The sequence below is a fragment of the Terrabacter sp. 05T424 genome, from assembly GCF_056396225.1.
Window position 1 is genome coordinate 237,030 of record NZ_JBFTLB010000003.1, and the last position, 25,526, is coordinate 262,555.

Annotated in this window: 21 protein-coding genes and 3 tRNA genes; 14 read left to right on the forward strand and 10 right to left on the reverse strand. The window is 71.0% G+C overall.

The features are described from left to right. Positions 1-112: 112 nt before the first annotated feature. The 4 genes from AC1DE0_RS10260 to AC1DE0_RS10275 all read right to left on the reverse strand — a co-directional run bounded on the left by AC1DE0_RS10260 (position 113) and on the right by AC1DE0_RS10275 (position 5,472). Positions 113-2,257 carry a 3-hydroxyacyl-CoA dehydrogenase NAD-binding domain-containing protein gene (locus AC1DE0_RS10260; RefSeq protein WP_478099991.1) on the reverse strand — a complete coding sequence of 715 codons (2,145 nt, stop codon included), beginning with the start codon at positions 2,255-2,257 and terminating at the stop codon, positions 113-115. Continuing rightward, on the reverse strand, positions 2,254-3,495 hold the full coding sequence (locus AC1DE0_RS10265) for a thiolase family protein (protein WP_478099993.1): 1,242 nt from the start codon (positions 3,493-3,495) through the stop codon (positions 2,254-2,256). Before AC1DE0_RS10265 ends, AC1DE0_RS10260 begins: the two co-directional genes overlap by 4 nt. Before the next feature lie 121 nt (positions 3,496-3,616). Continuing rightward, positions 3,617-4,891, reverse strand: coding sequence for an HRDC domain-containing protein (locus AC1DE0_RS10270; protein ID WP_478099995.1), 1,275 nt, complete (start codon positions 4,889-4,891; stop codon positions 3,617-3,619). Continuing rightward, positions 4,888-5,472, reverse strand: a complete 585-nt coding sequence (locus AC1DE0_RS10275; protein WP_442292364.1) for a DUF3000 domain-containing protein — start codon at positions 5,470-5,472, stop codon at positions 4,888-4,890. The genes AC1DE0_RS10270 and AC1DE0_RS10275 overlap by 4 nt, the downstream gene beginning before the upstream one ends. Positions 5,473-5,565: 93 nt before the next feature. On the opposite strand from AC1DE0_RS10275, the gene hemE reads away from it, so the two are divergent. Both hemE and murJ read left to right on the forward strand, forming a co-directional pair. After that, positions 5,566-6,618 (forward strand): uroporphyrinogen decarboxylase, encoded by a 1,053-nt coding sequence (gene hemE, locus AC1DE0_RS10280; RefSeq protein ID WP_478099998.1) that lies wholly within the window; start codon positions 5,566-5,568, stop codon positions 6,616-6,618. Positions 6,619-6,632: 14 nt separating this feature from the next. After that, on the forward strand, positions 6,633-8,312 hold the full coding sequence (gene murJ / locus AC1DE0_RS10285) for a murein biosynthesis integral membrane protein MurJ (protein WP_478100000.1): 1,680 nt from the start codon (positions 6,633-6,635) through the stop codon (positions 8,310-8,312). Between the two features lie 62 nt (positions 8,313-8,374). Here murJ and AC1DE0_RS10290 read toward each other — a convergent pair whose 3' ends face one another. Beyond that, positions 8,375-9,520, reverse strand: a complete 1,146-nt coding sequence (locus AC1DE0_RS10290) for a DUF4349 domain-containing protein (protein ID WP_478100002.1) — start codon at positions 9,518-9,520, stop codon at positions 8,375-8,377. 239 nt (positions 9,521-9,759) lie between these two features. Between AC1DE0_RS10290 and hemG the strand changes: the two genes are divergently transcribed. Together hemG and hemQ are read left to right on the forward strand one after the other, a co-directional pair. Further along, a complete protein-coding gene (gene hemG, locus AC1DE0_RS10295; protein ID WP_478100004.1) occupies positions 9,760-11,166 on the forward strand; it encodes a protoporphyrinogen oxidase in 1,407 nt (468 codons plus the stop codon). A 7-nt stretch (positions 11,167-11,173) separates the two neighbouring features. Next, positions 11,174-11,875, forward strand: coding sequence for a hydrogen peroxide-dependent heme synthase (gene hemQ, locus AC1DE0_RS10300; protein ID WP_478100006.1), 702 nt, complete (start codon positions 11,174-11,176; stop codon positions 11,873-11,875). Between the two features lie 54 nt (positions 11,876-11,929). Here hemQ and AC1DE0_RS10305 read toward each other — a convergent pair whose 3' ends face one another. From AC1DE0_RS10305 to AC1DE0_RS10315, 3 genes are all read right to left on the reverse strand, one after another. Beyond that, entirely contained in the window at positions 11,930-12,385 is a 456-nt protein-coding gene (locus AC1DE0_RS10305; protein WP_478100010.1) for a DUF1707 domain-containing protein, read from the reverse strand. Then, positions 12,369-12,824, reverse strand: a complete 456-nt coding sequence (gene msrB, locus AC1DE0_RS10310) for a peptide-methionine (R)-S-oxide reductase MsrB (RefSeq protein ID WP_478100012.1) — start codon at positions 12,822-12,824, stop codon at positions 12,369-12,371. Before msrB ends, AC1DE0_RS10305 begins: the two co-directional genes overlap by 17 nt. A 64-nt stretch (positions 12,825-12,888) precedes the next feature. Then, positions 12,889-14,217: a vWA domain-containing protein gene (locus AC1DE0_RS10315; RefSeq protein ID WP_478100014.1), complete on the reverse strand. Its 1,329-nt coding sequence runs from the start codon at positions 14,215-14,217 to the stop codon at positions 12,889-12,891. A 214-nt stretch (positions 14,218-14,431) separates the two neighbouring features. Here AC1DE0_RS10315 and AC1DE0_RS10320 point away from each other — a divergent pair, with 214 nt between their 5' ends. After that, positions 14,432-15,601 (forward strand): alpha/beta hydrolase family protein, encoded by a 1,170-nt coding sequence (locus AC1DE0_RS10320; RefSeq protein WP_478100016.1) that lies wholly within the window; start codon positions 14,432-14,434, stop codon positions 15,599-15,601. A gap of 38 nt (positions 15,602-15,639) precedes the next feature. Here the strand turns inward: AC1DE0_RS10320 and AC1DE0_RS10325 are convergent, their stop codons facing one another. Beyond that, positions 15,640-16,383, reverse strand: a complete 744-nt coding sequence (locus AC1DE0_RS10325; RefSeq protein WP_478100018.1) for a dihydrofolate reductase family protein — start codon at positions 16,381-16,383, stop codon at positions 15,640-15,642. Between the two features lie 90 nt (positions 16,384-16,473). On the opposite strand from AC1DE0_RS10325, the gene AC1DE0_RS10330 reads away from it, so the two are divergent. Next, on the forward strand, positions 16,474-17,439 hold the full coding sequence (locus AC1DE0_RS10330) for a polyphosphate kinase 2 family protein (RefSeq protein WP_478100020.1): 966 nt from the start codon (positions 16,474-16,476) through the stop codon (positions 17,437-17,439). Between the two features lie 157 nt (positions 17,440-17,596). Here AC1DE0_RS10330 and AC1DE0_RS10335 read toward each other — a convergent pair whose 3' ends face one another. Further along, positions 17,597-19,237, reverse strand: coding sequence for an acyl-CoA dehydrogenase family protein (locus AC1DE0_RS10335; protein ID WP_478100022.1), 1,641 nt, complete (start codon positions 19,235-19,237; stop codon positions 17,597-17,599). Between the two features lie 96 nt (positions 19,238-19,333). Here AC1DE0_RS10335 and AC1DE0_RS10340 point away from each other — a divergent pair, with 96 nt between their 5' ends. The 8 genes from AC1DE0_RS10340 to AC1DE0_RS10375 all read left to right on the forward strand — a co-directional run bounded on the left by AC1DE0_RS10340 (position 19,334) and on the right by AC1DE0_RS10375 (position 25,505). Next, entirely contained in the window at positions 19,334-20,380 is a 1,047-nt protein-coding gene (locus tag AC1DE0_RS10340; protein WP_478100025.1) for a YihY/virulence factor BrkB family protein, read from the forward strand. 100 nt (positions 20,381-20,480) lie between these two features. Beyond that, positions 20,481-20,553 (forward strand) — tRNA-Gly (locus AC1DE0_RS10345). 28 nt (positions 20,554-20,581) lie between these two features. After that, positions 20,582-20,652, forward strand: a tRNA-Cys gene (locus AC1DE0_RS10350). A gap of 29 nt (positions 20,653-20,681) precedes the next feature. Then, positions 20,682-20,756 (forward strand) — tRNA-Val (locus AC1DE0_RS10355). A gap of 98 nt (positions 20,757-20,854) precedes the next feature. Further along, positions 20,855-21,229: a hypothetical protein gene (locus AC1DE0_RS10360; protein WP_478100026.1), complete on the forward strand. Its 375-nt coding sequence runs from the start codon at positions 20,855-20,857 to the stop codon at positions 21,227-21,229. Then, a complete protein-coding gene (locus tag AC1DE0_RS10365; RefSeq protein ID WP_478100027.1) occupies positions 21,226-21,558 on the forward strand; it encodes a hypothetical protein in 333 nt (110 codons plus the stop codon). Before AC1DE0_RS10360 ends, AC1DE0_RS10365 begins: the two co-directional genes overlap by 4 nt. 497 nt (positions 21,559-22,055) lie before the next feature. After that, on the forward strand, positions 22,056-23,660 hold the full coding sequence (locus AC1DE0_RS10370) for an alkaline phosphatase PhoX (RefSeq protein ID WP_478100028.1): 1,605 nt from the start codon (positions 22,056-22,058) through the stop codon (positions 23,658-23,660). Positions 23,661-24,629: 969 nt separating this feature from the next. After that, positions 24,630-25,505, forward strand: a complete 876-nt coding sequence (locus AC1DE0_RS10375; RefSeq protein ID WP_478100030.1) for a class I SAM-dependent methyltransferase — start codon at positions 24,630-24,632, stop codon at positions 25,503-25,505. Positions 25,506-25,526: the final 21 nt, after the last annotated feature.

A 25,526-nucleotide genomic window follows, 5' to 3' on the forward strand; every position in this document is an offset into this window, starting at 1 on the left:
TATATGAGTTAGGGCAAATCCGCCGCGCGCCCGGCGTGCCGCACGACGGAGCGCCACGAACCGCGTCGTCCGGTTCGTGGCGCTTCGTGCGTATGCGGTGGGGCGGCTTCGGTCACGCAGGTGCGTTCGCAACGCCGGCGGGGAGGAAGCGGCTGCCCGCGACTGCCTCGGCGACACCGGTGCGGTCGAGCAGCGGCGTGATGCCGCCGTTCCAGAACTGGAACCCGGCGCCGGTGATCATCGCGAGGTCGATGTCCATCGGAGCCTGGGCGACGTCCTCGTCGAGCATCCGGCGGGCCTCGTCGGCGAGCACCGTGAGCACGCGCTGGCGGACCTGTGCGAGATCGAGCACGACCGGGTCGGCCGGCTTCTCGATGAGCTCGGCGACCTCGGGGTCGAGCACCGGGCGGCCGCTGCTCCGGTCGTAGAAGCCGCGCTTGCCGGCCGCCACGATCCGCTGGAGTGTGGGGGAGGCGTAGAACCGGTCGGGGAAGGCCTTCACGAGGGTCTCGCCGTTGTGCAGCGCGATGGCCGGACCGACGAGCCCGATGAGGACGAACGGCGGCATCGGTGCCAGCCCCGCGAACGCACGGTCGACGACCTCGATCGGGGTGCCCTCGTCAAGGATCTTCGCGGCCTCGCCCATGAAGCGACCGAGCAGGCGGTTGACGATGAACGACGGGCGGTCCGCGGCGCGGATGCACGTCTTCTTCAGCGCCTTGCCCACGGCGAAGGCCGTTGCGAGAGTGGCGTCGTCGGTGCGCTCGCCMGGGATGACCTCGAGCAGCGGCATGACGGCCACCGGGTTGAAGAAGTGGAAGCCGACGACGCGCTCCGGGTGCTCGAGCTGCGACGCCATCTCCGCGATCGACAGGCTGGAGGTGTTGGTCGCCAGCACGCACTCGGGCGACACGACGGCCTCGACCTCGGCGAAGACCTGCTGCTTGACCGACATCTCCTCGAAGACGGCCTCGATGACGAAGTCGGCGTCGGCGAAGCCGTCCTTGCTCGTCGAGCCGGACACGAGGGCCTTGTAGCGGTTCAGCTTGTCGGGGTTCAGGCGGCCCTTCCCGGCGAGCTTGTCGAGCTCGGCGTGCACGTAGCCGACGCCCTTGGCGACGCGCCCGTCGTCGATGTCGGTCAGGACGACGGGCACCTGGAGACGCTGGATGAAGAGCAGCGCGAGCTGGCTCGCCATGAGCCCGGCGCCGACGATGCCGACCTTCGTCACCGGGCGAGCGAGTGCCTTGTCCGGCGCGCCGGCCGGGCGCTTGGCCCGCTTCTGCACGAGGTCGAACGCGTAGAGCCCGGCCCGCAGCTCGTCGCTCATGAGCAGGTCGGCGAGCACCTCGTCCTCGGCGGCGAAGCCCTCGTCGCGTGTCGCGGTGCGCGCGGCCGCGAGCAGCTCGAGGGCGGCATACGGGCTCTTGGCCTGGCGGCCGGCCTTGACGTCGGCAAGGCCCTTGGCCTTGGCGATCGCGGAGTTCCAGGCCGTCTCGTCGCGGTCGACCTCGTGACGCTCGACGGTGACCTCGCCGGACAGCACGCGCGCCGCCCAGGCGACGGACTCCTCGAGGAAGTCGGCGGGCTCGAAGAGCGCATCGGCCATCCCGAGCTTGTACGCGTCGACGCCCTTGAGCATGCGGTTCTGGCTGAGCGGGTTGTCGATGACGACCGTGAGCGCCTTCTCGATGCCGACGAGGTTGGGCAGCAGCCAGCACCCGCCCCAGCCGGGGACGAGGCCGAGGAACACCTCGGGCAGCGCGACAGCCGGGACGCCGGCGCTCATCGTGCGGTAGGTCGCCGACAGTGCCAGCTCGACGCCGCCGCCCATCGCGGCACCGTTGACGAACGCGAAGGTCGGGACGGGCAGGTCGGAGAACGCCGCGTATGCCGCATGGCCGGCTCGCGCGATCTCGAGCGCCTGGTCGCGCGACTGGATGAAGGGCACACCGGTGAGGTCGGCGCCGACGGCGAAGATGAACGGCTTGCCCGTGACGGCGACGGCGGCGATCTCACCTCGTTCGGCGCGCTCGCGGAGGCGGGCGACGGTCTCGGCCAGTCCCGCGATCGACTGGGGGCCGAACGTGTTGGGCTTCGTGTGGTCGAAGCCGTTGTCGAGCGTGATGAGCGCGAGGGTTCCGGCGCCGCCGGGCAGCGCGACGTCGCGCACGGGCGTGCGGGTGACCACCTCGGCCGCGAAGTCGGCTGCGGCAGTTGGCTTCTCGGCGGGCTTCTCGGTGGTGGTGGCGCTCACTTGGCGATCTCCTCGGTCGTGCCGGCGACGGCGGTGGGGGAGTAGCCGGCGTGGTGCGGGTTCTCCCAGATGACGGCGCCGCCCATGCCGATGCCGATGCACATGGCGGTCAGGCCGTGACGCACCTCGGGGTGCTCCTCGAACTGGCGCGCCAGCTGCGTCATGAGGCGCACGCCCGAGCTGGCGAGCGGGTGACCCGTGGCGATCGCACCGCCGTACTCGTTGACGCGGGGGTCGTCGTCGGCGATGCCGAAGTGGTCGAGGAAGGCGAGCACCTGCACGGCGAACGCCTCGTTGAGCTCGAAGAGGCCGATGTCCTCGATCGTGAGGCCCGCCTTGGCGAGGGCCTTCTCGGTGGCGGGAACGGGGCCGACGCCCATGACCTCGGGCTCGACGCCGACGAAGGAGTAGGAGACCAGCCGCATCCGCACCGGCAGGCCCAGGTCGCTCGCTGCCTGCTCGGAGGCGAGCAGGCAGGCGGTCGCGCCGTCGTTGAGGCCGGCGGCGTTGCCCGCCGTCACGTTGCCGTGGGCACGGAAGGGGGTCTTGAGGAGCCCGAGGTCCTCGACCGTCGTGCCCGGGCGTGGCGGCTCGTCGACCGACGCGATGCCCCAGCCCTGCTCGGCGTGGCGGGTCGCGACGGTGACGAGGTCGCGCTGGATCTTGCCGTCGGCGTACGCCTTGGCGAGCTTGTCCTGGCTGCCGACGGCGAAGGCGTCGGAGCGCTGCTTCGTCAGCTGGGGGAAGCGGTCGTGGAGGTTCTCGGCCGTCTTGCCCATGACGAGGGCGTCGGGGTCGACGATCTTCTCGGCGACGATGCGCGGGTTGGGGTCGACGCCCTCGCCCATCGGGTGCCGGCCCATGTGCTCGACGCCGCCCGCGATGGCCACGTCGTAGGCGCCGAAGGCGATCGAGCTCGCGGTGTTGGTCACGGCCGTCATCGCCCCGGCGCACATCCGGTCGATCGAGTAGCCGGGCGTCGTGTTCGGCAGGCCCGAGAGCAGCGCTGCCGTGCGGCCGAGGGTCAGGCCCTGGTCGCCGATCTGGGTCGTGGCCGCGATGGCGACCTCCTCGACCCGGTCCTTGGGCAGGTTCGGGTTGCGGTGCAGCAGCTCGCGGATGCACCGGATGACGAGGTCGTCGGCTCGGGTCTGGGCGTACATGCCCTTCTCGCCCGCCTTGCCGAACGGCGTGCGGACGCCGTCGACGAAGACGACCTCATTGAGTGCGCGGGGCACGGTGCCTCCAGGGGATCGAGGGTCGGTGGGCCGCGATGGAGCGCGACACCTCGATACTACTTCCGGGTAACTTCCGGGCCAACGGGCGCTCGGGTGACCATCCTCACGACCTGCACCGCGGTCAGGCGGACGGGTTCTCGCTGCAGGCGAGCGAGATGAGCGGCGCACAGATCGTCGTCTGCCACCGGCGCGCGCCCAGGGCCGACAGCCCCTCGGCGACGTCCGCCGTGGTCGGGGCAGCGGGCCCCTCCCAGAGGAACCGGCGCAGCAGGTCGGGGGTCAGCAGGTTCTCGACCGGCACCGAGAGTTCCTGTGACACGGCCCCGAGCAGCTCGCGCGAGCGGGCGAGGCGTCCGGCGGCGACGGGGTCGCGATCTGCCCAGGCCTTCGGCGGTGGGGGACCGGTGGGGGGCAGTGACACGACCGGGAGGTCGTCCTCGGGCAGCTCGAGGGCCCGCGTGATGACCTCGATGATCGCCTCTTGGTGGCGACGCACCGATCTCGCCAGCCGCGGCTCGGCGGAGCCCACGGTGCGGGGCGGTCTCGTCGCGCGCTGGTTGGTCAGGGCGATCTCGCTGATGGCGGCGTCGGGCAGCACACGACCCGGCGAGGTGTCACGCTGCTGGGCCAGGGCGTCGCGCCACAGCCAGAGCTCGCGCACGATGGCGAGCCCACGACGGCCACGCACCTTGTGCATGCCGGAGGTGCGGCGCCACGGGTCGACGCGCGGCTCGGGCCCGGTGAAGTCGAGCAGGTGCTCGAACTCCTCGGCGGCCCACGCGGCCTTGCCCTGGGCGGCGAGCTCGGCGGCGACCGCGTCTCGCAGGTCGACGAGCACCTCGACGTCGAGGGCGGCATACAGCAGCCACGGCTCGGGCAGCGGGCGCGCCGACCAGTCGACGGCCGAGTGCTCCTTGGCGAGCTGGAGGCCGAGGTAGTGCTCGACCATGGCGCCGAGGCCAACGCGGGGCAGCCCGGCGAGCCGGCCGCCCAGCTCGGTGTCGAAGAGGGCCTTCGGGTGCAGCCCGACCTCGGCGAGGCACGGCAGGTCCTGGGTCGCGGCGTGCAGGATCCATTCGGCGTCTGCGATGGCCGCACCGACCGGAGAGAGGTCGGGGCAGGCGATGGGGTCGATCAGCCAGGTGCCGGAGCCCTCGCGACGGATCTGGACGAGGTAGGCCTTCTGGCCGTAGCGGTAGCCGGAGGCGCGCTCGGCGTCGATGCCGACCGGGCCGGTGCCGGCCGCGATGGCCTCGGCCGCGCGCATGAGGTCGCGCTCCTCGACGACGACGTCGGGAACCCCGTCTCGCGGATGCGTGAGCGGGACGAGGTCGGTGGCGACCGCGTCGATGTCGGCGTCGATGTCGGCGGCAGGCGCGTCGGGCTCAGCCGTCACCGGCGCTGCCCCGGGAGGGGGACGACCCCGTCAGGGAGCGGGGGGATGCCCGCGATCGTGCAGAGCATGTCGGCCCAGGCCCGCAGGTGGTCGACGACGTCGCCGGCCACGGGCGTCCACGACGCGCGGATCTCCATCTCGACGCTCGCCTCGCGGTCGGCCAGGCCGGCGAAGCTCTCGCTCAGCACACGGGTCACCGTGCCGGCCTCGGCCGTCCACGAGAGGTTGCGCTCGGCGAGCGAGTCGGTGAGCCACGACCAGCCGACGGCGCCGAGCATGGGGTCGCCGGCGAGCTCGGCCTCGAGCTCGGCGCGGGCGAAGGTGACCACGCGCCACTGGCCGTTCCACGTCTCGGGGGCCGCGGGGTCGTGCAGCAGCACGAAACGACCGGTCGCGAGGTCGGCCTCGGAGTCGGAGACGTCGATGACGTCGGCGGTGAGCGCGGCGGCATACGGAGCGATGCGCGTCGGGGCCGGCACCTCGGTCAGGCGCACCTCCGAGCGCAGACGGACGTCTCGCAGGGCGCTCAGCGTCCTCGCGAAGACCGCGCCGTGGCTGCCCGGCAACGTTCTCGTGTGCACCACTTGAGGGTATGCCGGAGTCGGGCGATCTGTCCTCAGGGCGCGCCGAGCGGGGGGGACGGAGCCTGCCCGGGGTCGTGGCAGGATTGTCCGGTGCCGACCACTGCCCCACCTGCCACCCGCCAGAGCGATCTCGTGCGGGCTGCCCGCCGCGAGTCGGTCACGCGGACGCCCGTGTGGTTCATGCGCCAGGCCGGCCGTTCGCTGCCGGAGTACCGCGCCGTCCGCAAGGGCATCCCGATGCTCGAGTCGTGCATGCGTCCCGAGCTCGTCACCGAGATCACGCTGCAGCCCGTGCGTCGCCACGGTGTCGACGCGGCCATCTTCTTCAGCGACATCGTCGTGCCGCTCAAGGCCATCGGCGTCGAGCTCGACATCGTCCCCGGCGTGGGTCCCGTCGTGGCCCGCCCGATCCGCACCTGGGCCGACCTCGAGCAGCTCGTTCCGCTGACCACCGACCACGTCACCTTCATCTCCGAGGCCGTGCGGCTGCTCGTCGCCGAGCTCGGCGAGACGCCGCTCATCGGATTCGCCGGTGCTCCGTTCACGCTCGCGTCCTACCTCGTCGAGGGCGGCCCGTCGAAGAACCACGAGAAGACGAAGGCCCTCATGCACGGCGACCCCGAGCTGTGGGACGCCCTGTGTGCCCGACTGGCCCAGATCTCCGGTGAGTTCCTCCGCGTGCAGGTCGAGGCCGGGGCCAGCGCCGTCCAGCTCTTCGACTCCTGGGCCGGCGCCCTCTCGCGCGCCGACTACAAGGCCCGGGCGATGCCGCACTCGACGGTCGCGCTCGGCGCCGTCGCCGACCTCGACGTCCCCCGCATCCACTTCGGTGTGGGCACCGGCGAGCTGCTCACACTGATGGGCGAGGCGGGCGCCGACGTCGTGGGCGTCGACTACCGCGTGTCGCTCACCGACGCCGTCGAGCGGCTCGGGCCGACGTATGCCGTGCAGGGGAACCTCGACCCGGCCCTGCTGTTCGCGCCGTGGGAGGCCCTCGAGCGACGGGTGCGCGAGATCGTCGAGGAGGGGCGCCGGGCGCCGGGCCACATCTTCAACCTCGGCCACGGGGTCCTGCCCGACGTCGACCCCGACGTGCTCACCCGGGTCACCGCGCTCGTGCACGAGTGCTCGAGCCGCCGATGACGGCGGCTCCCACCGTGTCCGCGGCACCTTCGGTCGCCCGCTCGAGCCTCACGATGCTCGGCGGGTCGGTGGCCTCACGCGTCCTCGGGGTGGTGCGCAACGCCCTCATCACGGCGATCATCGGCGCCCAGCTGGCCGGTGACGCCTTCTCGCTCGCCAACACGCTGCCCAACGTCCTCTACGTCCTCGCCGCCGGCGGCATCCTCAACGCGGTCCTCATCCCGTCGCTCGCCCGTGCCATGAAGCTCGAGGACGGTGGGCAGGAGTTCACCGACCGCGTCATCACGGTCGCCCTCGCCGGCATGGCGCTCGTCACCGTGCTCGTCACCGCCGGCGCCGGTGGGTTCGTCTGGCTGCTGGCCAGCAAGAACTCACCCGACTTCAAGTCGCTGGCGCTCGCCTTCTCGCTCATCTGCCTGCCGCAGATCTTCTTCTACGGCCTCTTCGCCCTGCTCGGGCAGATCCTCAACGCCCGCGGCCTGTTCGGCGCCTTCGCGTGGGCGCCCTTCATCGCCAACGTCGTGGCGGTCGCCGGGTTGCTGCTCTTCATCGTCGTCTTCCCGCAGCACCACCGCGGCGGTCCGGCCCCTCCCGGCCCTCGTGCCCCCGCAGAGTGGACGGGGCCGATGATCTGGCTCTTCGCCGGTTCGGCCACGCTGTCGGTCGTCGTGCAGGCGCTCTCGCTCGTGCCGGCCCTGCGGCGCTCGGGCTTTCGCTACCGGCCCCGGTGGGGACTGCGCGGGGTCGGACTGGGTGGGGTGAGCCGCCTCGCCATCTGGGCGTTCGGCGGGCTCGCGGTCTCGCAGGTCGGCTTCTTCATCAGCCAGGGAGTGCTCAACAGCGCGACGGCGCGGGCCAAGGCCATCGGCCTCGAGGACGCCGCCCGAGGCCCGATGGCCTACAGCATCGCCTTCACGCTCTTCATGCTCCCGCACGCGTTCATCACCGTCTCGGTGATCACCTCACTCTTCCCGCGCTTCTCGGCCGCTGCGGCTGCAGGCGACCGACCGGGCCTGCGGCGCTACTTCCGCACCGGACTCACGGTGCCCCTGGTGGTCAACGTGCCCGTGATGGTCGGGGTGATCGTGCTGGCCAAGCCGGTCGTGGCCCTGCTCAACCCGGGCATCGACCCGTTGTCGGTCGAGACCTCGGCCAGCGTCCTCGTGATCATGATCCTCGGGCTCATCCCCTTCGGGCTGGACCTGCTGTGCTACCGCATGTTCTTCGCGCTGGAGGACGGCAAGCCCACGGTCATCATGCAGGTGCTCCTCACCGGCATCAGCGCGCTCGCCGGAGTCGTCACCCTGTTCTTCAACCCGATCTGGGCCATCGGCATCATGGCGATGGGGCAGACCGTCGGCAACGTCGTCAGCTCGTGCGTGGGTCTCTACCTGCTGAGGCGTCGCACCGGGGTCCTCGGTCTCGGCAGCGCGCTCGTGACGGCCTCGCGGGTGGGCGTGGCGGCAGCCGTCGCCGGGGTGGTGGCCTGGGGGGTCACCCAGGTGCTCGAACCCATCACGACCGGGGCCATCGACGGCAGCTCGTCGACCCTCAAGCGGATGTTCGCGAGCACGCTCGAGATCGGGCTCGTCGGACTCGTGTTCGTCGTCATCTACGCGGGCCTCGCGCACGCGATGCACGTCAGGGAGATCCGGCAGGCCGGCGAGCTGGTGCGCGGCCGCCTCGGCCGCTAGGCCGAGCCAGCCGCGTACACACTGCGGGTCAGCTTGCCGCCTGACGTCGGCAGCCCTGGCCCTCAGTCCTCGGGATCGGAGCGTCGCGGTCCGGGGGCAGGTGCTCCGGATGCCGGCTCGGGGTCGGTGCTCGCGCTCGCCGGTGCGCCGACGAGCGCTGGAACCGGTGACCCGGGTGCGGCGGGAGCCTGACCGGTGACCGCGCTGCGGCGACGCCTGATCCGAAGCGCCAGCAGGGTCAGCGGGACGAGCAGCACGAGCCAGGGCAGCAACGCCGCGAGGCCGGTGAGGATCACGGTGACCGACCCGAGCAGGCTGTCCCAGGCAGTGCGCAGACCGCCGGCGATCCCGTCGTCCGGAGTCGTGACCGGGGCCGTCGCATCGGTCCACAGGGAGAGCGTGACATCGCTGGTCGTCGTCATCTGGTCGAGCTGGGCGAGCCGCTGGGTCAGGGAGTCGAGATCCGCCTGGCGCCGCGTCAGCTCGCTCTCGAGCGTGATCACCTGCTGCAGGTCGGTCGTCTTGGCCAGCAGGGCGCGTACGCGGTCGATCCCGTCGCGCATCGGCTCGATCCGCGCCTTGGTGTCGACGTAGGTGTCGGTGACGTCCTCCGACTGGGACGAGCGGTAGGAGACCGAGCCGATCTTCGACAGGTCGGTGAGCACCTGGTCCAGGGCCTTGGCCGGGACGCTGAGCACCATCCGTGCCTCGTCCACCCCGACGTCCGGCACCGAGGCGCCTGACTCCGAGCGCTGGGCGGCCGACCGGAGGCTTCCTGTCGGGTCGGTGCTCGTGACGACGTTCTCGGAGGTGACCTGCCCGCCGGCGCCGCTGGCGATGACCCGCGCCCGGGCGGCCGAGCCCGTCAGGTCCGCGACCTTGATGCCGAGCCACGCGGTGCGAGCGATCTTGGCCCCGACCACTCCGGCGAGCGTGCCGGGGCCCGTGCCCGCATCGCTGGGCGTCTTCGCCGTGCCGGATCCGACCTGGGGACTCACGGACGGCGCACCGAGACCGACGGCAGCACGATCGGGTGACGACTCCGCGGCACTCGCGCCACCGCTCGAGGTGGCGGCCGACCCGACACCGGCGGCTCCCGCCGTCGACGCCGACCGCTGCAGCGCCTTCGACCCCAGGGCGAAGGCCAGGGCGATGATGACCAGTGCCACGGCTGCGCCGGCGAGGACCCGCCGACGCGATGGGGGCACGGACGAGAACCGGGAAAGGTGCGAGGTTGCGGTCATGGCGGGCCTTTCGACAGGTCGCCTCCCGCGGGGTGCCGGCTGGCGTGGGCGGGTGTCCGTGGCGACGTCCTTGACTCCTGAGACACGCACTCGCCGCGGATCGTTGCGCGCCCCGCGGGGGCCGAGGACGTGCGGCGCCGAACCCGCTCTCCCACCGACACCCAGCCGCGTCCGCCACGCGACCGGGTGGGAGAGTGGGCGTCATGGCAAGGACGGTCGCGGTCATCGGTGGGGGCATCAGCGGACTGGCCGCCGCCTGGGAGCTGAGCCGGTCCGGCACCGACGTGCAGGTGACGCTGCTCGAGGGGAGTGACCGCGTCGGCGGGAAGCTGCGGCTAGAGGACGTCGGTGGAGTGCGCATCGACGTCGGCGCGGAGTCGGTCCTCGCACGCCGACCCGAGGCACTGGCCCTCTTCGACGAGCTCGGGATCGCCGACCTGGCGACGCACCCGGCGGCCGTCGGCGCCTCGATCGTGTCACGGGGAGCCCGATGGCCGATGCCTCGCGGCACGGTCATGGGAGTGCCCTCCGACCCCGATTCGGTGCGTGGGCTCCTCGACGACGACGAGGTCGACCGGCTGACGAACGAGGTGGTCGACGGTCCAAGCGCGGGCGATCTCTCGGTCGGCGACCTCGTCGACGCCCGGCTGGGGCCGGCCGTGACCGACCGCCTCGTGGAGCCACTGCTCGCCGGCGTCTACGCGGGGCACGCCCGCGAGATCTCCGTCGAGCAGGCGGTTCCCGCGCTCGCGGTGGCGGCTCGCGAGGGGAGACCGCTGACCGACGTCGCACGAGAGGCGGCCGCTGCGGCGGCGACCGGCCCGATGGCAGGGCTGCCGGTCTTTGCGACCCTGGTCGGGGGCCTGGGCACCCTCCCGGACGTGCTGCGCAGCAGCCTGACCGAGGCCGGCGTCGACGTCCGCACGGCGTCGGTGGTGCGCGAGCTCGTCCGCGACGGCAGGGGATGGGTCGTGTCCACCGGCCCGACGACGGTCGTGGTGAGAGAGCACTTCGACGACGTGGTGCTGGCCACCCCGGCGGCGCCGACCGCGCGGCTGTTGCGGCACGTCGCACCGGCCGCCGCCGAGGCTCTCGCTGCGGTGGAGTACGCCTCGATGGCCATCGTCACCCTGGCTCTGGAGGGCCCGGTGCCGCCGGTGCTCGACGGCAGCGGGTTCCTCGTCCCCCCGACCGAGCCCCTCACCATCAAGGCGTCGACCTTCAGCTCGGTGAAGTGGCCGTGGCTCGCGCGCGCCCACCCGGATCGCACCTACCTGCGCGCGTCGATCGGGCGGCACCGTGAGGAGGCGTCCCTCCAGCGAAGCGACGACGAGCTCGTCGCAGTGGCGCTCGCCGACCTCCGTGCGGTGCTCGGTGACGGCGTCCCCGACCCCGCCGCCACCCAGGTCCAGCGTTGGGGCGGTGGACTGCCGCAGTATGCCGTCGGGCACCGGACGCGTCTGGCACCCACGCGCGACCTGCCGCCCGGGCTTGCCCTGTGCGGGGCCGCCTACGACGGCGTCGGCATCCCGGCCTGCATCGCCTCCGGCCGGGCCGCGGCCCGCACGGTCCTGACCCGCTGGACGAGTGCCGGGACGGCCTTGGGATGATGGGGTCATGAGCGAGCGCATGACCCCAGCCCGGATGCGGGAGATCAACGACACGATCCGCTACTGCATGTGGTCCGTGTTCAGCACGGTGACCCCGCTGGGCGACGACCGCGACAAGCTGCTCGGCGAGCTCGAGGCCTTCCTCGCCGAGATCGACGGCGAGGGTGTCGTCGTCCGCGGCATCTACGACGTCGCGGGCCTGCGCGGCGACGCCGACTTCATGGTGTGGTGGCACGCCGAGACGATCGAGCAGCTCCAGTCGGCGTACCACCGGCTGCTCCGCACCGAGCTCGGCCAGCACCTCGAACCGGTGTGGAGCAACGCGGCCCTGCACCGTCCCGCGGAGTTCAACAAGAGCCACATCCCGGCCTTCATGGCCGATGAGGTGTCGCGCAAGTACGTCTGCGTCTACCCCTTCGTCCGCTCCTACGAGTGGTACCTGCTGGAGGACGACGAGCGCCGTGACCTGCTCCGCGAGCACGGTCAGATGGCGCGCGACTTCCCCGACGTGCGGGCCAACACGATCGCCTCGTTCGCCCTCGGCGACTACGAGTGGCTGCTCGCCTTCGAGGCCGACGAGCTGCACCGCATCGTCGACCTGATGCGCGAGCTGCGCGCCTCGCGGGCGCGGCGGCACGTGCGCGAGGAGATCCCCTTCTTCACCGGCCCGAAGGTGACGCCCGCCGAGCTGGTCGCCAACCTGCGCTGACGTCTGCGTCGCCGCGGCGCCACTGAGCCCCCGCCTGCACCTGCAGACGGGGGCTCAGTCGTCGATGGCCCTGGCGATCGCCACGATGGCGGGGATGAGCAGGAACACCAGCCAGGACTCGGTGCGCAGAAAGGCTGCGAGCGCGATGAAGGGGGAGAGGCTCACGAGGACTCGTGACACCTTGCCGCGCGCCCCCTGGTTGGCTGGCCGCCTCGGGGTCGAGGGCCGCATGACTGTCGTGGCTCGCCCGGGGCGCAGCCTGGGGTGCGGCTCCGGCAGGTCGACGAAGAGAGCCGTGAGCTCCCGGCGGAGCACGGCGTCGTTCGCGCGGCCGCGGCGGTCCTCGTACTCGTTCGCGTCGAGGCGCCCGGCCGCGTGGTGTTCCGCGAGGGCGGCCAGGGCCTCCTCGCGCTCGGCATCGCCGATGCGGATGCTGCCGTCGTCGACCATGGCACGAATGTAGGCGAGCAGGCGGCGGCCGCGCAGCAGACCGTCAGGCCGGCGCGGCACCGCCCTCGTCGGGCTGCAGCCGCAGCGAGATCGAGTTGATGCAGTAGCGCTGGTCGGTCGGGGTGTCGTAGCCCTCGCCCTCGAAGACGTGCCCGAGGTGCGAGCCGCAGGTGGCGCACCGCACCTCGACCCGCTTCATGCCGAAGGCGCGGTCCTCGATGTACTCGACGGAGTCGCCGGCCAGCGGGGAGTAGAAGGACGGCCAGCCGCAGTGTGACTCGAACTTCGTGTCGCTGCGGAAGAGCTCGGCACCGCAGGCGCGGCACGAGTAGATGCCCTGGGTCTTGGTGTCGGTGTACTCACCGCGGAACGCCGGCTCGGTGCCGGCCTTGCGCAGCACCTTGTACTCGGCGGGGCTCAGCGCAGCGCGCCACTCGTCGTCGGTGCGCTGGACGGCATACGGCTTGTCGTGCGTGTTGCGGGTGGTGTCGTCGCTCATGTCCAGACCAACGCCACGTCACCCGGGTTTGTGCCCGGGTGACGTGGCGAGGTCGCTCGGACCGCTACTTCTGCTTCGGCGGGACCGAGCAGGTCGCGGTAGCCGTGTGGCCCGCGGCGTCGGTGGCCGTCAGGGTGGCGTCACCCTTGAACGTGAAGTGCCAGTCGACGGATCCAGAGAAGGGCGCGACGCTCGAGGCCGTGGTGCCCGGTGCCTGCGTCAGCTTGACGTAGGTGCCGGGGGCGTACGGCTGGAACGTGGTGCCGGTGGCGTTGTCCGTGATGGCGACGGTCACTCCCGGCAGGTTGTCCGCCGCGACCAACCGGAAGAAGCCCGCGTTGCGCCAGCCACCCGGTGTGGTCCCGGCGGGGTTGACGCCCGGTCCGCACGACACGGTGGGCGGGGTGACGTCGTTGACCTTGATGCTCACGGTCTGGACGAACTCCGGGCCGGCGTCGGCGCCGTTGATCCTGAAGGTCGTGGTGCACCCGAGGGTGGAGCCCTGGGGGGCGTCCGGCGCGACCGTCACGCCCTCGTCGAGCACGACGTCACCACCACTCGTGACGGTGCGGGGCAGGCTGGGGGAGAACGCGATCGACAGGCCGGTGTCGCAGCTGACGTCCGCGGTGACCTCCGCGGGGAGGTTGCCCAGGCCGGCCAGGATCGAGCTGGCCACGTTGCCCGGTGTGACGCTCGGGAAGAACGTGCCCGACGTGGCCGTGGCGATGCGCTGGGCCTGTCCCGTGGCGTTCAGTCCGTCGCCGCCACCGGAGGCGACGTTGATCGCGATGACCTGGGCGCCGACGCCGACGAGCGACGCTGTCGCGTCGGCCTCGCTGTGTCCGGCGCTCGGGTCGTGCCCGCTCGCGTCGCCGAACCACACGACGATGCGGGAGGAGCCCGGACGGAAGGCGATCGCGCCGCCACCCGACCCCACCTGCCAGAGCGCGTTGAGCTGACCCTCCGGGGTGTCGCCGCCGCCGGAGGCGACCAGGGTGTTGATGGCGGCCTGGGCCGTCGCCTGGCTGGCCGTCAGACCCGACTCGACCTCGAAGAGGCCGCTGCCGTCCGACACGTCCTTGTACGAGGCGACCGCGAACTGTGCCTGCGGCTGGGCCGACTGCACGCTCGAGACGATCGAGCCCATCTCGGCCTTGACGTTGGCGATGGCCGGCCCCATGCTCCCCGTCTCGTCGACGACCAGCACGATGTCGGGCTTGGGCGGGATCTCCGGGGTGGTGACGGTCTTCGTCACGTGCACGGTGTCGCCCGGGTCGACCGAGGCGTCGTAGGTGGCCGGGCTGACTCCGGCGCCCATCGCGAGGGCCGGGGTCGCGACGAGCGCCCCGGCGGCCGCGAGCGTCAGGGCGCTGCGGCGAATGGCTGTGAACATGGATGTCCCTTTCGTGGCGAACCAGACTGTGGGATTCGGCGCGCGGTGTCCCCCCGCACCCGAGACGCCCGGCTCGTGTCCGCCGGGACGCTCGACAGGTAGGTGGGCGGCGGACCTGCTCCTGATACCGACAAATGCGAACAATCGCCCGGCACGGGAGGTCGGCGCGGCAGGTCGGTGCCGGGACCGGCGCCCCGTTTGCGACGATGTCGGCGTGCAGGTGCGCAGGCTCGTCTCCAAACCGGTGCTCGTGGCTGCCGCCGCGGGCACCGGATCGCTGCTCGGCGCCGCGAGCGGCTCCGTCGCGGCGGCGGCCTACTTCGCGCGCAAGGTGATCACGCCTGACGAGCTGCAGCCGGACGACGTCTCGATCCTGCGCCACGACGCCGAGTCGGTGACCTTCGCCGCCGCGCCCGACCCGGTGGTGCCGGGACGCTACGGCGTCTGGCTCGATGGTGGAGCCGGCCATGCCCGGGTCGGCGAGATCCTCAACAGCGACGCCACCTCGGTGACCCGTCGCCTGCTGTCCGTCGACCGAGGCGTGCTCGAGGTCGGGCCGGCGCGGTGGAACCAGTACTTCTACTGGGACCGCCCGTCGGTCAGCCTGAACCTGCCCGACGAGGACGTCAGCATCGTCTCCGACGTGGGGGCGCTACCCGGGTGGGTCGTGCCGCCCGAGGGCGGCCGCACCGGCCAGGACTGGGCCGTGCTCGTCCACGGGCGAGGTGCACGCAAGGAGGAGACCCTCCGTGCCGTCCCGGTGCTGCGCGACGCCGGCTGGACCAGCCTCGTCGCCGCCTACCGCAACGACCGCGACGCCCCGGAAGGCCCTGACGGGCGCTACAACCTGGGCCTGTCGGAGTGGCGCGACGTCGAGGCTGCCATGGGGTATGCCGTGTCGCACGGTGCCCGTCGCATCCTCCTGCTCGGGTGGTCGATGGGCGGTGCCATCGTGCTCCAGGCGCTCGACCACTCGCCCCTCGCGGACTACGTCGTCGGCGTCGTGCTCGACTCGGCCGTCATCGACTGGGGAGTCGTGCTGCGCCACCACGGCCGCCTGCGCCGCGTCCCCGCACCGCTGGTGCGGATGGCCTCCGGGCTGCTCGGCTCGCGTCGCAGCCGACGACTCGTCGGGGTGCGCGAACCCATCGACGTGGCCCGCACCGACTGGGTCGCCCGAGCGGACGAGCTGCGCCACCCGATGCTCGTCATCGCGTCCGACGGCGACGACTTCGTGCCGATCGGCCCGGCCGTGGCCCTCGCCGGACGACGCCCCGACCTCGTCCGGTTCGAGCGGTGGGACGTGGCGCGGCACTGCAGGGAGTGGAACAACGACTCGCAGCGGTGGGAGCGCGTGCTGCGCGAGTTCGTCGCGACGCGCTGAGCCGTGCTGAACCGTGCTGAGTCGCGCGCTCGATCACGTCAGCGACGCACGAACCAGCGGCCCATGATCGTGCCCTCCTGCTCGACCAGCAGCTCGAGGTCGAGCTCGGCCGGGACGCCGCCGGCGCCGACCGTGCGCGGCGGCCCGTCGCCCACGACCTGCGGGACCACGGTGTAGCACAGCTCGTCGATCGCCCGGGCGGCGAGGAACGACCCGAGCAGGCCCGGACCCCCTTCGGTCAGGACGTGTTCCAGCCCTCGCTCGTGCAGGGCATCGAGGAGTACCCCCAGGTCCACCGTCTCGTCGCCGCAGACGAGCACGTTCTCGTGTCCGAGATCGTCTCGGGCCGTGGCGAGGCCAGGGGCCGATGCCGGAACTGCCATCAGGGCGCGGCCGTCACGACACCCGCTCAAGGTGGGCGGCACGCAGCCCCGGTTGCTGACGGCGACGAGGGGAAGGGACTCAGGCAACCCCTGGTCACGACGCAGCCCGACCAGGGACTGCTTGACGGCCAGCGGGGGATAGCCCTCGGCGCGGATCGTTCCGGCACCGACGACGACGACGTGGCTCAGCGCGCGAAGCACCTCGAACACCACGTGGTCGGCCTCGCTGTTGATCGACCCCGACCGGCCGTCCGGACCGGTGGCCCCGCCGTCGAGCGAGGTCACCATGTTGCAGCGCACCCACCGATCCTCGGGGCACGCGTACGCACGGAAGAGGTCCGCGTCATCGAGATCGGCCAGGGCGGACAGGCCGGAACGGCCGGGGACGAGCAGGCGCATGGCGTCAGTATCCGCGAGCGGTGCCCGCGACGCACCGATCAGGCGCCGTGCATCCCGTCGTGCTGCCTCGCCGTCGGGCAGGATGACGCCATGGGCAAGGGCGCGAAGAAGTCGGGCAAGAAGTCGGGCAAGAAGTCCGCTGACAAGACGGCCAAGAAGCTGGCGAAGGAGCAGGCCGCCAAGGACAAGGCGAACGCCCGTCTCGAGGCCGAGTCGGTGGACGCCGTCGGCGACATCCAGGGCGAGCTGAGAGTGAGCACGGGCTTCGTGCTGGCCGACCTCGACCCGTCGTCGACGCCCGGTTTCAGCGGCGACAAGGAGCTCGGCGAGGCGGCCCTGGCCGCGAGCGAACCGGAGCTCGCCGACCTGCTCGAACAGCTCTTCGCCGAGTCCACGGCCGGTTCCGCTCGGTCGGTGCTCCTCGTGGTGCAGGGCATGGACACGTCCGGCAAGGGCGGCATCATGCGCCACGTCATCTCGGTGAACCCGGAGGGCGTCAAGGCCACGGCCTTCAAGGCGCCGACGAAGGAGGAGCTCGCCCACGACTTCCTGTGGCGCATCGAGAAGGCGCTGCCGGGCCCGGGCCAGCTCGGCGTGTTCGACCGCTCCCACTACGAGGACGTGCTGATCGTGCGGGTGCACGGCCTCGTCCCCGAGGACGTGTGGTCCAAGCGCTATGCGCAGATCAACGCGTTCGAGCGTCAGGTCGTCGAGAACGGCACGACCGTCGTCAAGGTGATGACGCACATCTCCCAGGACGAGCAGAAGACGCGCCTGATGGAGCGGCTCGAGCGCCCTGACAAGTACTACAAGTACAACCCCGGCGACGTCGACGAGCGCGAGCGCTGGGGCGACTACATGCAGGCCTACCAGGCGGTCCTCGACACGACGTCGACCGTCGGCGCGCCGTGGTACGTCGTGCCGTCCGACAACAAGTGGTACGCCCGCCTCGCCGTGCAGCAGCTGCTGCTCGACGCCCTCCGTGGCATGGACCTCGCCTGGCCGGCCGCCGACTTCGACGTCGAGGGGGAGAAGAAGCGGCTCGCGGCCACCTGAGTCAGCCCTGCGGGTGCCGAGCACGTATGCCGCCCAACGGGGTTCGTCGCCCGGCCGCCGGCATGCCCGCCCCGCCGAACCTCCGTCGACTGCTCACTTTCCGACACGGGCGCTGCGTCGAGAACTGAGCACTCGATGGTCGAGTGCCCACTTTCCCTCATCCGGCTCGCTCCAGCACGGCAGCCGTTGCTCCGGCGAGGTCGACGTCGAGTGAGCCGAAGGTGTGGCCACGCCGACCGGCGAGCCGACTGGCCACGAAGGCATCGGCGACCGGGGCGGGGGAGTGCTGCACCAGCAGGCTCGCCTGCAGGGCGAGGGCGAGGTCCTCGACGACCGACCGGGCGCCGAAGGCTGCGTCCGCAGACGACGGGTCGAGCGAACGGGCTCGTGCCAGAGCCGAGTCCACGTGGGCATCGAGCTCAGCGCTCCGCCCTCGCACCTCGTGCAGCTCCTTCGTCAGGGCCTCGAGGCTCGACGGTTCGCGGCTCACGGCACGCACGACGTCCAGGGCGTTGACGTTGCCGGACCCTTCCCAGATCGAGTTGAGCGGGGCCTCGCGGTAGAGCCGCGCCAGCCCGTTCTCCTCGACGTAGCCGTTGCCGCCGAGGCACTCGAGCGCCTCCGCGACCACCGGAGCGGTGCGCTTGCAGACCCAGAACTTGCCCAGAGCGACCCCGAGCCGGGCGAGGTCGGTCTCGCCGTCGTCGACGGCCCGCGCCAGGCGCAGCCCCATCACCGTGGCGGCCTCGGCCTCGAGCGCGAGGTCGGCGAGCACGTTGCGCATGAGGGGCTGGTCGACGAGCAGGGCGCCGAAGGCCATCCGGTGCCGCACGTGGTGCAGTGCGCGCGAGACCGCGTCGCGCATCGTCGCCGTCGACCCCAGCACGCAGTCGAGGCGGGTCGCGCCGACCATGTCGATGATGGTCCGCACACCGCGGCCCTCGTCGCCCAGCCGGCTGCCCCACGTGCCGTCGAGCTCGACCTCGCTCGACGCGTTCGAGTGGTTGCCGAGCTTGTCCTTGAGCCGTTGGAGGGCGAAGACGTTGCGGGTGCCGTCGTCGAGGGCCCGTGGGACGACGAAGCAGGTGAGGCCACCTGGTGCCTGCGCCAGCACGAGGAACGCGTCGCTCATGGGAGCGGAGCAGAACCACTTGTGGCCGGTGAGGCGGTACGTCTCGCCCGGCAGGGGGCCGCCGGCCGCCGCAACCGCCTGCGTCGTGTTGGCCCGGACGTCGGACCCGCCTTGCTTCTCCGTCATGCCCATGCCGGCGAGGGCCCCCGACTTGCCGCTCACCGGCCGGATGCCGAAGTCGTAGGAGCGGCTCGCGAGGGCGGGGAGCCAGCGGTCGCCCAGGGTGCGGTCGTGCCGCAGGGCCGACCCGGCGGCATACGTCATCGAGACGGGACAGCCGTGGCCCGCTTCGACCCGCGACCAGAGGACGAAGCCCGCCGCCCGTCGCACGTGGGCGCCCGACCCGCTCGGCGCCAGCCAGGGCTCGGCGGTCAGGCCCGCCCCGACCGCCTGGGTCATGAGCCAGTGCCATGAGGGGTGGAACTCGACCTCGTCGACCCGGTGCCCGCGGGCGTCGTGCGTGCGCAGGACGGGTCGGTGGGCGTCGGCGAGCCGGCCGTGCTCCTGGGCCTCCGCCGATCCCGCGAGTCGTCCGAGCGCACCGAGCTGCTCGGCGGCCGACGGACCGCTCCAGCGCTCGACAGCCTCGGAGAGCGCCACGTCGTCGGTGTAGAAGTCGCCGCCGACGTAGGGCGGAGCCTGGTTGGTCACCTCGTGTGTGCTCACCCGCCGAGGGTAGGGCGCGGGCTGACGAGGCCGTCTGTGCGGCACGTGTCGGACGGGTCACGTCGACCGCCCGCGGTCACGGCTAGATTCGTGGCGATGACGGTCAAGAAACGCGTACGCGCGGTGCTGAGGCGCGTGCCCGGCGGGCTCGGCACGGCCCGCCTGACCCTGCGCACCGTCGACGTGTGCCTCGACTACCGGGTCACCGGGCTCGCAGCGGAGGCGGCGTTCTTCATGCTGCTCTCGCTGCCACCCCTCGTCCTCGGGCTCTTCGGAGGGCTCGGCTACATCAGCGCGTGGATCGGTCCCGAGAACGTCGCCCAGGTCGTCGCCACGATCCGGGAGTACGCGGAACGCTTCCTCACGGAGGACAGCATCAGCAAGCTGCTCGTGCCGACCGTCGAGGACGTGCTGAGCCGGGGTCGCGCCGAGATCGTGTCGATCGGCTTCCTGCTCTCCCTGTGGTCGGGCTCGCGCGCGCTCAACGTGTTCATCGACACCGTGTCGATCATGTACGGCCAGAAGGACATCCGAGGAATCATCCGCCTCCGGGCACTCAGTCTCGCGATCTACACCGTGAGCACCGTCGCCGGCATCGTGCTGCTGCCGCTCGTGCTGCTCGGCCCGGCTCTCGTGTCCGACTGGCTGCCCGACAGCCTCGCGTTCCTGCGCTACCTCTACTGGCCGACCGTGCTGGTGCTGAGCGTCGTCGCGCTCACCACGCTCTACCACGTGGCGACGCCCCGTCGGGCGCCGTGGCTGCGCGACGTCCCGGGGGCGCTGCTGGCACTCGCGATCTGGCTGGGCGCCTCCTACCTGGTGCGGATCTCGCTCGAGGCCTCGCTCGGCGGCACGACGATCTACGGGCCGCTGACCGCCCCCATCGTGCTGCTGATCTGGTTGTACTTCCTGGCCATCGCCATCCTCATCGGCGCGGGGCTCAACTCCGCCTCGCGCACCCTGTGGCCCGTCCCGCTCGGTGAGCACGACCCGACATCGGTCGTCGACTGGTTCACACGTCGACGGGCCGAGGACCGGCAGTACGCCCGGAGCCGTCCGTCGGAGCTGCAGGGGACCGTCGAACGTGAACTCGACGAGGGCATCGCAGCACCTGCCGAGCGGGAGCGCGGGGTCGGCCGCTGAGGGCCGGATCGGCGGCGCGGCGGCCGGTTTTGTGTCCCCCGGACCGATGGGCTAATGTCTACCTCGCACCGAGCGGAGAAGTTACACCGCTGGTGTTCCCGCGGACGTAGCTCAGTTGGTAGAGCGCAACCTTGCCAAGGTTGAGGTCGCCGGTTCGAGCCCGGTCGTCCGCTCGGAGGCAAAGATCCACTTGCCTTCCACGGTGGAGTGGCCGAGAGGCGAGGCAGCGGCCTGCAAAGCCGCGTACACGGGTTCAAATCCCGTCTCCACCTCGGCACAGCACCACCACAGCACGACCCTCGGGCGATTGGCGCAGCGGTAGCGCGCTTCCTTGACACGGAAGAGGTCACTGGTTCAAACCCAGTATCGCCCACCAGCACAGAACAGCCCCTGACCAGCGGAAACGCCGGTCAGGGGCTGTTGTCGTCCGCGGGTGGCACGATGGGGTGTGATACCGAGTCGACAGGGGAGCAGATGACCGATCCGACGTTCTGGGAGACCGCCCGCCTCAGCGTTGGAGCGTTCCTCACTTCTCCGGGTGCCGGCCTCATCGGTCTGCTCGGCGCGGCATGGCTGACGTTCGTCGGCGTCGGCAAGCGCATCAGCGGCGACCGGCAGCTCGCCCAGGAGGCGCGGACGGCCGAGCGCGAGCAGGACGCCGAGTCCGACGCCCGCGAGCGGTGGCAGTGGTTCTACGAACGCCTCTGGGACAACCGCGACACGCTGCCACCGGACGCCCTCTTGGATGGCATCACGTCGTTGAGGGAGCTGACGACGACGAAGCAGCAGTCTGCGATGCTTGAGGTACTCGTCAGGTACGTTCAGAGTGAGGCGGAGGAGGAACTGTGAGCGACATCGAGCCCGCTACCCCACGAGGCGACGTGACGAAGAAGGCTGCGGCAGAGTCCGCCAGCCCGGCGCGCGGTGTCTCGAGGTCCGCTGCGTCTGGGCGGTATGTCGCCGAGAAGTCGGCCGCGCGCAAGCGGAGCGGCGGGCTGTCCGGTATGAAGTCCAAGGCCCCGAAGCGCGAGAAGGTGTACGAGCGCGTCATCGAGCTGGCCTCCGAGAAGCCCCGCCGGAAGCGCAGCCGCGCGGAGAACGAGAAACTCGTTGCGGCAGCGAAGGCGCTCGTCATCGAACTCCGTGAGGACCAGAAGACGCTGCCGCACGGCATCTGAGCCGACGCCGGGCCTGTTGTCCGGGTGGATGTCGGCGCTGATGGGGGCATCCGGAAAGGGGACGGACGCTCTGGTGGTCTTGGCGCGAGTGAGCGCTCCGCGGGCGACGGTCTCGGGGCTGAGGGTGCGTCCCATGCGCATGTCCGCGCGATCGGCGAAAGCGACTGCCACTGCACCGGAGCTGCGGCGGCAACGTCACCCTCGCACTTCGAGTGCGCCGGTTGCGGCGCAACGCTTCACGCCGGAGACATCACGACCCAGCAGGGTCCGGGCGCGACACACTGACCGGCCCGCCATGCCGTAGATCGTGAGGGCCTCCTGACCAGCTCTCCGCGGCCCGATGACTGCCGGTCACCCAGACTTCACCCACTGGTCCGCACTGCCTCCCACATCGTTCACGCAATCCGAAGGTCACTCCCAGACAGGGCGGAAAGTGTTGGTTCGTCAGCGAATTCGATCGCCGACGCTCACGCCCGCAGCGCACGAGAGGCTCCTTCGTGAACTCATCCATCCTGACCAAGGCCGGTCTGGCCGGCACCCTCGCCGCAGCCGCCGCCTTCGCCCTCAGCGGCACGGCCGCCGACGCCCACGGCGGCTTGCCGGTCACCAACGTCCCGCATGCCAACCCGCGGTTCGGCATCCAGAACAACGTCCTCACCCCCTCCGCCACCCAGACGTCCGTCGCGTGGGGCAACCTGCCTCTGACCAACCCGGACTCGGCCAACGGCGTGACCCACTACGGCTACAACACGCTCGACGGAGCACCGCTGACCCAGACGAAGAACGAGGCCCACAAGACGGAGCCCGACAAGAACGTCTACCTCGTCCTGGCCGGCAAGCACTACCTCTACCAGGGTCACGAGATCGGCCCCCGTGGCTACGTCACCCGGATCAACCTCGATGAGACTGACCCCCTCAAGCGCGTCACGCTCATCTCCGACATCGACACCGCTGGCAACGCCTACCCGACCATCGACGGCATCACCTGGGACCCGTTCACTCGGCAGCTGCTGCTCACGGCCGAGTCCAGCTCGCCCAAGGGCGGCGTCTTCGCCGTCGGCCTCGACGCCAACGGCGACCCGGTCGACGGCGGCAAGGCCATGCACCTCGATGGGCTCGGCTCCGGGGGCTATGAGGGGATCCAGAACGACTCCGACGGCAACGTGTGGATCGTCGAGGACATCGGCGGCGCGGCTGCCAGCGGCGGCAAGGTGCCCAACAGCTTCGTCTACCGCTTCGTGCCGGCCGACAAGACCGACCTCACGAAGGGCGGCGACCTGCAGGCACTGCAGATCCACCGCACCGATGGCACCCCGGCGACGACCGCTCAGTTGCAGGCAAACCCGTCGGACGCCTTCATCTCCCAGCTGCACACCTATGGCACCTCGTTCGCCACGCGTTGGGTCACGATCAACGGTGGGACGACCGGCGCCTTCGACGCCACCGCCGGCGCAAAGGCCGCCAACGCCACCCCGCTCAAGCGCCCCGAGAACGGCATCTTCCGGCCGGGCACGGGTTTCAGGGACTTCTACTTCACCGAGACCGGCGACACGACCACCTCCAGCACCCTGCCCGGCGCGTACGGTGGTGTCTTCCGCCTCTCCCAGAAGAGCCCGAGCGCGACCACCGGCCGCATCGCCATTGCCGCGGTCGGCGACAAGGAGCACACCGGCTTCGACAACATCAGCTTCGCGACGAAGGACGACCTGCTGGTGGTCGAGGACGCCGGCGACGGCCTGCACGGACAGCGCAACGCCCTCGACTCGGGCTACGTCTTCCACCTCGGCAACAGCCGCGACGACGAGGGCGCATCTGGCGAGCGATCCAGTCGCGCTCCACAGCCAGTGCGCTTCCTCGCCGAGGGCAGGGACGCGTCGGCGACCTTCGACGCGATGGGCGGCCCGTCGTACAACGACGGCGACAACGAGATCACCGGCATCCACGTCTCTGACGGCGACCCCACCGTCGGCGGCCTGCTCGGCGCCAAGCTGCCCGAGCCGACGACCTCGTCGACCTGGCGGACCTTCTGGACCCAGCAGCACGGAGACAACACGACGTGGGAGATCAGCTGGAACGGTGACCCGCAGGGCGAGCAGCGCTGACGGACAGTCAGCGCCGGGTTCGGGGAACCCCAGTTCCGGCCGCCGGCCAACTCGTCGCCGTCCCGGTCAACCAGCCCTACATCAGTGTCAAGCCGCTTCGCCGAGCGCCAACCTGATCATGGGAAGATCGTACGCAGTGATCAGGAGGCCCCCTTCATGCGACCGGTGATGACAGGCGTGGCTGCGGCGGCCGTACCCGGAGCCGTGAGCGCGGTGATCACCCGCATCCTGATGCGAGCGGTGTCCGCCGTCGCGAATACCGAACCTGGTTTCTCGCTGGTGGGTTCGCTCGGAATCGTCGTCGTCTACATCGCGCTGCTTCTGCCCGGATGCCTCGCTCTGGCGTGGAGCCGTGCCCGGTGGCCGTGGCTCTTGTTTGTCGGCGGAGCCGGAGTGCTGATGCTAGGAGCTTTCAGCATCGGCCAAGAGGAGACGGCTGCGGCGCATGGGATGACTCCCGTCCGCTGGGTGCTTCTCGCCTTGGTCCTGTTCGGGATGCTGGCCACGTACGCAGCCCACTTTGTTGTAGCCGCTTCTTGGGCTCGAGAGGGAACCGCTCCGCACCTCGGGCGATCGGACGGAGGGACGGCCTCCCGGCCGGCGGCAACCGGGTCGTGACATTGACCTTCGGATAGTGCGCACTGCGTGAGTAAGTGAGTGGCATCCCGCGCGTCACGGGGTGCGAATGCACGAACCACCGGACAGGCTCTCGTCCTCAGGACGGCCCCGACTGGACGCGGGTGCACACCTGAATGTCGTTGACACGGAAGAGATAACTGGTTCCGAACCAGTTTCGCCCACCACCACCGAACAGGCCCTGACCGGCGGAAACGCCGGTCAGGGACTGGTGTCATCCGGACCATGGGCAGGCCTTCTCGTGAGGGAGTGACCACGTGACGAAAATCGGTGGATCGACGACTCGTGGCGCAGTGTTGAGCGGGCGAGCACGAGGCCGGGCACGATGGCTCCATGGCATCGGGGACGGCAAGCTCGACGGCGGTACTGGTCTGCCAAGGACGCGCCAGCGCTGACGGTCGTTACGCCGTGGGCCGGTTCAGCGACCCCCTCGCGGCGGCGTTGCTCGACCCTGCAGAGCGCGCAGTCGTGGTTCGCGTGCGTGCCGGGGACGTCCCGGCCCAGGGGTCCGAGCGGATGGCGTACGAAATGGTCCGCAGGACCGGGATCGTGATGGTGCCGCGGACCGTCGCGATCGACGAAGCGATCCGTGAACAGGACGCGGCGCAGCTCGTGATTCTCGGTGCGGGTCTCGACGCTCGCGCCTGGCGGATGCCCGAGCTTGAACACGTCATGGTGTTCGAGGTCGACCATCCGGCCTCGCATCGGGACAAGCTGCGTCGGCTCGGCGACCGGTCTCCGCTCGCCTTGCGGTTCTCCGCCGTTGAGATCGATCTCGAGACTCAGACGCTGAGCCCGACCCTGCCGAACGCGGGCTTTGACCCTCGGGTGGTGTCCACGTGGGTCTGGGAGGGGGTCGTGCCCTACCTGGACGCCGACGACGTGCGGGCTGTCGTCGCCCAGATCGCGGAGTTGTGCGCGCCGGGCAGCCGGCTCGTCGTCAACTACCAGGCGAAGTCCGCCGGGGTGAGTCTCCTGCGGCGTGCGATGCGAATCGTCCTGCGGCTCACACGGGCCCCCGACCCGTTGGCAGCGGAGCCCTGGCGCTCGCTGTGGCGGCCCCGCACCATGGAGAAACTGCTCCACGACAACGGCTTCCGCGTGGGCGCCGATGAAGACCTGCTCACCCTCGCGGCCGGCCTCGACCTGCCCTCCGACGTCAAGGGCTCGCTGCGTAACGGACGAGTTGTTGTGGCCGTCCGCAGCTAGACACCCGTTCGACGGCCGGCT

Bases quoted from the DNA above. Each gene is read 5' to 3' on its own strand.
- AC1DE0_RS10325 (WP_478100018.1), bottom strand. From the start codon at position 16,383: ATGCGCCTGCTCGTCCCCGGCCGTTCCGGCCTGTCCGCCCTGGCCGAT.
- AC1DE0_RS10330 (WP_478100020.1), top strand. From the start codon at position 16,474: ATGGGCAAGGGCGCGAAGAAGTCGGGCAAGAAGTCGGGCAAGAAGTCC.
- hemG (WP_478100004.1), top strand. From the start codon at position 9,760: ATGGCAAGGACGGTCGCGGTCATCGGTGGGGGCATCAGCGGACTGGCC.
- AC1DE0_RS10340 (WP_478100025.1), top strand. From the start codon at position 19,334: ATGACGGTCAAGAAACGCGTACGCGCGGTGCTGAGGCGCGTGCCCGGC.
- AC1DE0_RS10360 (WP_478100026.1), top strand. From the start codon at position 20,855: ATGACCGATCCGACGTTCTGGGAGACCGCCCGCCTCAGCGTTGGAGCG.
- AC1DE0_RS10375 (WP_478100030.1), top strand. From the start codon at position 24,630: ATGGCATCGGGGACGGCAAGCTCGACGGCGGTACTGGTCTGCCAAGGA.
- hemQ (WP_478100006.1), top strand. From the start codon at position 11,174: ATGAGCGAGCGCATGACCCCAGCCCGGATGCGGGAGATCAACGACACG.
- AC1DE0_RS10315 (WP_478100014.1), bottom strand. From the start codon at position 14,217: ATGTTCACAGCCATTCGCCGCAGCGCCCTGACGCTCGCGGCCGCCGGG.
- msrB (WP_478100012.1), bottom strand. From the start codon at position 12,824: ATGAGCGACGACACCACCCGCAACACGCACGACAAGCCGTATGCCGTC.